At 75.9% G+C, this 232-nt stretch carries 1 pseudogene; it reads left to right on the top strand.

Features of this window, described 5'->3' with window-relative positions:
- Nucleotides 1-232 (top strand): annotated as a pseudogene (locus FHP29_RS21510) (HNH endonuclease); the annotation flags it as partial.

The raw sequence follows: 232 nt of genomic DNA, 5'->3' as shown, positions 1-232 counted from the left end.
CCGCCACCCTCGCCCCACCCCACCCGATCGTGGGCTGTGCCGCGCGGCTGCGGTCGGCGTTGGTCGAGGTGGCGGTGGTGCAGCCGGTGTTCATGACGGTCGCGGAGAAGGAGGCCGCGCTGGTCGAGCTGTCCCGGGTCCAGGCCCAGGTCGCGGAGCTGAAGGCGCGGGTGCTCGCGGCCGCCGGCGATGTCGCGCTCGAGCACGGCGCCCGGGACGTGGCGGCCTGGTT

The sequence above is a fragment of the Nocardioides albidus genome, assembly GCF_006335005.1.
Taxonomy (GTDB): domain Bacteria; phylum Actinomycetota; class Actinomycetes; order Propionibacteriales; family Nocardioidaceae; genus Nocardioides; species Nocardioides albidus.
The sequence above is the reverse complement of the archived record's forward strand: the minus strand, read 5'-3'. Positions and strand labels throughout refer to the sequence as shown.